Source organism: Kribbella sp. NPDC051770, from assembly GCF_040681455.1.
Lineage (GTDB): Bacteria > Actinomycetota > Actinomycetes > Propionibacteriales > Kribbellaceae > Kribbella.
Genome location: NZ_JBFAYT010000009.1, coordinates 315,267 through 321,984 on the forward strand (window position 1 = coordinate 315,267; position 6,718 = coordinate 321,984).

Annotated in this window: 5 protein-coding genes; 3 read left to right on the plus strand and 2 right to left on the minus strand. The window is 70.7% G+C overall.

Annotation, left to right across the window (positions count from 1 at the left end; translation table 11 throughout):
- Positions 1-2 precede the first annotated feature (2 nt).
- Positions 3-872, minus strand: coding sequence for an SDR family oxidoreductase (locus tag AB0M01_RS28750; RefSeq protein ID WP_363674892.1), 870 nt, complete (start codon positions 870-872; stop codon positions 3-5).
- Between the two features lie 120 nt (positions 873-992).
- On the opposite strand from AB0M01_RS28750, the gene AB0M01_RS28755 reads away from it, so the two are divergent.
- Positions 993-1,541 (plus strand): helix-turn-helix domain-containing protein, encoded by a 549-nt coding sequence (locus tag AB0M01_RS28755; protein WP_363674894.1) that lies wholly within the window; start codon positions 993-995, stop codon positions 1,539-1,541.
- Positions 1,542-1,547: 6 nt separating this feature from the next.
- Here the strand turns inward: AB0M01_RS28755 and AB0M01_RS28760 are convergent, their stop codons facing one another.
- The gene (locus AB0M01_RS28760; RefSeq protein ID WP_363674897.1) at positions 1,548-4,646 is read right to left on the minus strand and encodes a glycoside hydrolase family 9 protein; all 3,099 of its coding nucleotides are present in this window, start codon (positions 4,644-4,646) and stop codon (positions 1,548-1,550) included.
- A 105-nt stretch (positions 4,647-4,751) separates the two neighbouring features.
- Here AB0M01_RS28760 and AB0M01_RS28765 point away from each other — a divergent pair, with 105 nt between their 5' ends.
- Both AB0M01_RS28765 and AB0M01_RS28770 read left to right on the plus strand, forming a co-directional pair.
- Positions 4,752-5,753 (plus strand): LacI family DNA-binding transcriptional regulator, encoded by a 1,002-nt coding sequence (locus tag AB0M01_RS28765; RefSeq protein WP_363674899.1) that lies wholly within the window; start codon positions 4,752-4,754, stop codon positions 5,751-5,753.
- A gap of 184 nt (positions 5,754-5,937) precedes the next feature.
- Positions 5,938-6,435, plus strand: coding sequence for a DUF3145 family protein (locus tag AB0M01_RS28770; RefSeq protein WP_184793743.1), 498 nt, complete (start codon positions 5,938-5,940; stop codon positions 6,433-6,435).
- The last annotated feature ends 283 nt before the right edge of the window (positions 6,436-6,718 follow it).

Below are 6,718 nucleotides of genomic sequence, written 5' to 3' on the forward strand. Positions count from 1 at the left end.
GATCACACCTCCATGTCCACCGGGGTGTTCCCCGGCTTGGCGGCCAGGCTGCTCCACAGCGAGCCGGCTGTTCCGATGATGGACTGGCGGAACAGCCGCCAGTAGGTCTGCGGTCCGAGGATCTGCTTGCCGACCGGGATGAACTCCGCGTCCGGGCCGGAGTAGTAGCGCACCGGCGCCGGGTCGGCGTCCACGGCCGCCTGGTAGACGACGGCGGCCGTGACGGCCGGGTCCGAGCCGGTCGGCGAGTTCTGCGCGAAGAACGCGGCGACACCGGGCTGGTACGGCGCGGAGATGTCGGCGATGTCGATCTTGGTGAAGATCCGGGTCGCGTGCTGGCCCGGCAGGATCGCCCGGACCTTGACGCCGAACTCGGCCAGCTCGAGGTTGAGCGCCTCGCTCAGCGTGGCCACCGCGGCCTTCGACGCGGCGTACACCGAGCTGTACGGGTAGCCCTGCTCGGCGGTCAGGGACGCGATGTTGACCACCGTGCCGGAGCGCTGCGCGCGCAGTACCGGCAGAAACGACTTGGTCAGCGCGATCAGCCCGAAGACGTTGGCCTCGAACTGGTGCCGGGCCTGGTCCATCGTGGTGTCCTCGAGCGGGCCCATCTGGTAGTGGCCGGCGTTGTTCACCAGCACGTCGACCCGGCCGAACTGCGCCAGCGCCCGCTCGGCGAACGTCGTGGTCGCGGCCTCGTCGGTGACGTCGAGCAGCACGGTCTTCACCGCCGGCCGCGCGTCGTGCACGCCGAGGTCCTGCTCGCGGCGGACGGTGGCGACCACGTTCCAGCCGTGCCGGGCGAACTCGGCCACGGTGGCCTGCCCGAGCCCGGAGGCTGTTCCGGTGATCACGACGGTCTGGTTCGTCATGATGCTTCCTTCCTGAGGAGTGTCTTGCTTCATATCGAATATAAGACACTGATGTCGCAGATCATTCCTGAAGAAGGATGATGATGTTGTGATCCGGGTCACGCGTGCGACACTGGGTGGGTGCTCCGTACTGATGCCGCCCGCAACGCCGACGCCGTCCTGGCCACCGCCGCCCGCCTGCTGGCCGAGAACCCCTCGGTGTCGATGGCCGAGATCGGCCGCGCCGCCGGGGTCGACCGGTCGACGGTCTACCGCCGCTTCCCGTCCCGCGACGCGCTGGTCGCGGCGATGTTCGAGGCCAAGCTCGACGCGGCCCAGCAGGCGATCGACGAGGCGCGGGTCGAGACGGCGCCGTTCGCCGTCGCCGTGCACCGGTTCCTCGAAGAGATGATCCGGGTCGGCCGCCGCTGGCCGGTCGACATGTCGCTGATGCTCCAGGACGCGCCGAGCCGCGCCCGCCACGACGAGCAGCGGACGCGGATCGAGCGGCTGGTCGAGCGCGGGATCCGGGACGGCGACGTCCGCGGCGACCTGCCGACAGGCTGGGCCTGCGACGTCCTGCTCGCGCTGCTCGACCTGGCGATCCACCAGTACGAGGACATCGAGCCCGGTCCCGCCGCCGACCTGGTGATGGACTCCTTCCTCAACGCGACCGCAACCGGCCGCTGAAGCGCGTCAGGTCCCGTTGATCAGCCGGACAGCGAGGTCGGGATCGAACTGACCCGCCGGCGTGCTCGGCGCGGTCCCGCACAGGCCGTCCGAGTTGCCGGGGACCTTGATCCAGAGCAGCATCTCGGCGCCGCCGCCGAGCTGGGTCGGCGTACCGAGTTTGCGGCCCGCCGGGTTGCACCAGTTGCCGTTCGAGCCGTTGCCGTTGCGGCTGGTGTCGACGACGTACGGCTTCGGGCTCGGCAGACCGGCGCGGACGTCGTTCGCGTACGCCGTGGAGGCCGCGGTGGTGTAGTAGTTCGACACGTTCACCGAGAAGCCGTGCGCCGCGCTCACCCCGGCGCCGGTCAGGCGTTGCGCCATGGTTGCCGCGGGCACCCATCCGGCGTTGCCCGCGTCGAGGTAGGTCCAGGTGTTCGGTGCCCGGTCCCGGAACTGCTGCAGCGCGAAGGTCAGCATCGCGTTGCGTTCGCTGATCTGCGCGGCCGTCATGCACTCGAAGTCGCCGAGCGCGTCGGGCTCGACGATCACCACCGCCGGGCGGCTGCCGATCGAGTCCGCGAAGGCCGACACCCAAGTCCGGTACGCCGCCGGCGACCCGGCGCCGCCACCGGAGTGGCCGCCGCAGGCGTCCCGCCCAGGCAGGTTGTAGGCGACGAGCACCGGCAGCTTGTCCGCGTTGTCGGCCGCGCCGACGTACCCGCCGACGAGTTGGCCGATGGTCGAGCCGGTCGGCGGGTTGCCGAACCAGCGGGCCGTCGGCTTCGCGGCGATGTTGCTGTTGATGGTCGCCGCCCGGGAGTCGGACGCGTGCGAGTCGACCCACACCTTGGGTGTCGAGGCCGGGTTCACGTAGAAGCCGTTGGTGAGGTCAACGGGACTAGCCAGCGCCTTGCGATTCCGTGAACCGCTCTCCGCGTCCGCGAACGCCGTGATCCAGGCCAGTGCCGAGTTCCAGTTCACCGCGACCTCGTTGGTCGAGTACGAGCCGCTGTGGTCGACGTAGCAGGTTGCCGGCGCGCACCCCTGCAGGTTGCGCTGCGCGACTGGGTCCTGGAGACCCGAGTTGGGTCCGCCCGCGAGTGAGCCCGGGTACGGCGACGGGAGCGCCGGGTCGAGCGACTTGGCCCAGAAGCGGTGGTGCTGGTTTTGGCTGCTGCGTTCGCCGTAGCCGGTGACGTACGACTGGTTGAGCGCGTTGCGCCCGAGCAGGTAGTCGAGCGACTCCAGCGCCACCGACCGGTACGTCGCCCGGCGCGTCAGGTCGTACGCGACTCCGAGGATCATCGCGCTGTTCGCGACCGCGCTGTTCGAGCCCCACACGTACTTCCCGTCCACAGGCTGGTACGGATTCGCATACCCCTGCCCCTGCGCGGCAGCGACGTAGACGTCCGCCACCGACGCGATCCGCGTCCGCAGCTTCCACTGGTCGAGAACCGACAACCGCCACGGCGCCCGCGCCAGCGCGAGGTCGGCCAGCCCGCCGGTCTCCTGCCACGAGAACCCGTCGGCAGCCTTCAGTTCCGTCGTGATCGCCCGCCGGTACGACGACTTGCCGGTGGCAACGAACAGCTCGGCAGCCGCCCACGAGAACTCGTCGCTGACCTTCGTGTCGTCGTACGCGCCACCGCCGACCCCGCCGTCCGGCGCGTAAACCGCCGGATGCGCTACGGCGGCCTTCCAGGCCCGCTCCGAAGCCTTGCGGCAGCGGGCGGCGAGCGCCTTGTCCCAGGCCGCGTAGACCCGCGCACAGCGCGCGCCGACCGCCGCCACGTTCAGCGTCGCAGCGGTCGACGGCGGGTACAGGTACCGCGGCTGCGGATCGGCCGAGGGCAGCAGCGGCAGCCCGGTCCACGCGACGTCGTGGATCTTGTGGTGGACCATCCCGGTCGGCGCCTGCATCCGGAGCAGGAACTCGATCTCCCACCGCGCCTCGTCCAGTACGTCGGGCGTCCGGTTGTCGGCCTCGGGGATGCGCAGGTCGACGCCACGATCGCCGTGCTGCGCCGACCGCTCGTACAGATCGAGCAGCTGCCAAGCGGCCAGGGCGCCGTTCACGACGTACTTGCCGTGATCGCCCGCGTCGTACCAGCCGCCGCGGACGTCGAGGCTGTAGTCGCACGTTCCCGGCAGGCAGGGGACCGAGATGTCGCCCTGATTGGGCGCGACGCCGAGATGCCCGGCCGGGCGCGCGTAGGCGGCACCGACGTACTGGGCCTCGATCGGGATGCCGCTGCGGTTGTTGTAGAAGTACGCGAGCGCGTCCCGGCGCAGCGGCCGGTAGAGATCGTTGCCGAGGTCAAACGCTTCGCTCACGTCCGCGCCGACGGCGAGCCGGAACCCCTGGCCGTTGCCGCGGTACCGCCCGAAGTCGATCAGCTGCACCCGAGTCCCGGCCGCCGCGTCCATCCCGTACGGCGTGGTCGCGCCCGAGCTCACGACGCGCTGCGTTGCGTCGAGCAGCCGCCACTCCTGCGGATCCGCCGCGTCCGTCACGTACGTCGCCCGCCGCGGCCCGTTGCTCAGGTAGCCGACCTGGTTGACCCGCACCGGCGACCCGAGGTCGCGGACCCCGCCGGGCGGCACGACGCCGCCGATCAGCGAGATGTCGTCGAGGCACAGCGTGAACGCCGCACCGTTGCCGCCGGCCTGGAAGCTGAGCTGCGCGTGCTCGCTGCTCACCGGCGACGGCGCGGTGAACTCGAAGCTCTGCGGTGTCGCGCCGAGAGCGGCCGGCTTGTTCAGCACCGTCGTCTGCGGCGTCCCCGCGAGCTGCACGACCGCGCGCACGGTCACGTCCCGGCTGGCCGTCGCCGTGAACCGCAGCCGGTAGTCCTGCCCCGCTTCGACCGGGATGTCGTCCTGGCCGATCATCGCGTCCCAGACGTTGACGGTGCCGGCCGGGACGTCCGCGCAGAGCCGCCCGTCCCGCACCGCGGTCGGCGTACTGCCGCTGCTCCACCACGGCGCCTTGTCGGCGGTATCGAACGTCCCGTTCAGGACCCGCTCGTACGCCGGCTCGGCCGCCTGCGCAGCGGGTGGGGTGACGAACGGGACCAGCAGCGCCGCGAGGGCGAGCGCGGACCAGGGGCGGGACGGGATCATGCGCTGCCTCCGTGGGCGATTTGGGAGCGCTTCCAGTCCGACCAGGGTGACCAGGCTGCGATCAAGTGTCAAGATGTACCGGGAGCGCTTCCAGAAAGGGACCGGATGAGCAAGCGGCAGGTGACGCTCGACGAGGTGGCCGAGCGCGCGGGGGTCTCCCGGTCGGCGGCGTCGCGGGTGATCAACAACGCGCCGCACGTCAGCCGCGCCAAGCGCGAGGCGGTCCGGCAGGCGATCGACGCGCTCGGCTACGTGCCGAACGCGACCGCCCGCGCGCTCGCCACGCAGCAGGCCGGCTCGGTCGTGCTCGCGATCTCCAGCGAGGACCCGGCGCTGTTCGCCGACCCGTTCTTCGCCGAGGTGGTGGTCGGCATCTCGTCGGTGCTGGAGGAGACCGACCTCGAGCTCGTCCTGTCGCTGGCGACCTCGCAGCGCAGCCGGGCCCGGCTGGAGCAGCTGCTGCGGACCCGGCAGGCGGACGGTGTGATGCTGATGTCGCTGCGTGAGGATGATCCGCTGGCCGCGCTTGCGCAGCAGGCCGACGTACCGGTGGTGTTCGGTGGCCGGCCGCTCGGCTTCGAGCCGTCGTACTACGTCGACGCGGACAACCGTGGGGGAGCGCGTGCCGCGACCGAGCACCTGGTTGCCGCGGGCAGCACCAGGATCGCGACCATCACCGGCCGCCTCGACGAAGGAGCCGGTACGGCGCGCTACCGCGGCTTCCAGGAGGCGCTCGCGGTCGCCGGGCTGGAGGCGACCCGGGTCGCGCACGGCGACTTCGCCGAGGACGGCGGTGCCCGGGCGATGGCGGAGCTGCTCGACCGCTGGCCGGATCTGGACGCAGTGTTCGTCGCCTCGGACCAGATGGCGGTCGGCGCGCTGCGGGTACTGCGCGAGGCCGGCCGGGCGGTGCCGGACGACGTACGGGTGGTCGGCTTCAACGACATCGCGAGCGCCGCGCACACGGTCCCGCCGCTGACCACCGTGCACCAGCCGATCCAGGCCCTCGGTCGCGAGATGGCCCGGATGCTGCTCGCGCTGCTGGCGGGGGAGCAATCTAGTCCACTGATCCTGCCGACGCGACTGGTCGTCCGCGCGTCGGCCTGACGGGCGCCGACGCGTTCCGGACTGATCGGTGCAGCATCGCGACACGACGGTGATGTGGTTGACACGGCGAGGTTACTGGTGTCAAAGGGATCTGTGGTGCAAGATGGGTCTCGCTGTCAGGACCGACTGGCCGTGATTCGAGAACGCTGGGGAAGGCGCAGCTCGAGCACAAAAGGAGGTCCTGGTGGCGACGACTCGTGGCGTTCTGTACGTCCACACGGTGCCGTCAGCGCTGTGCCCGCATGTCGAGTGGGCAGCGGGCGGCATCCTTGGCGTGCCCGTGAAACTGGACTGGACCCCGCAACCGGCGGCCCAGGGTCAGTACCGGGCCGAGCTGTCGTGGCAGGCGGAAGCCGGTACGGCGGCCAAGCTGGCGTCCGCGCTGCGCGGGTGGCAGAAGCTGCGCTTCGAGGTGACCGAGGAGCCCAGCAACGGGGTCGAGGGCGAGCGGTACTCGTTCACCCCGGCGCTCGGGGTGTTCCACGCGACCACCGGGGTGCACGGCGACATCATGGTGCCGGAGGACCGGCTGAAGGCCGCGATGCTCAAGGCCGCGAGCGGCGAGGCCGACCTGACCGAAGAGGTCGAGCGCTTGCTGGGAAGGCCGTGGGACGACGAGCTCGAGCCGTTTCGCTACGCAGGTGACGGTGCTCCCGTTCGCTGGCTGCACCAGGTTGTGTAGGCACTGAAACAAGTGCCTGAGCCGAAACCTGAGAACTTCTGAAGAAAGCAGTGAAGGCAGGAGCTTTTCGGTGGATCTTCGACGATGCTGGTCAGGTACTTCCCGCTAGGGGATAAAGCGTGGCCGTTGGGCCACCGGGTGTCGGGACACCCCCGGTTGTCACAAACAACGGCCGCACCACGTGGAAGGGGGGGGCCCCCCCCCGGGGGGCGCCCGGGGGGGTGGGTTGAGGAGAGAGTTGGAGGGGCGGCCCCCGACAAACATGTTGGGGGGCGGGCGAGCA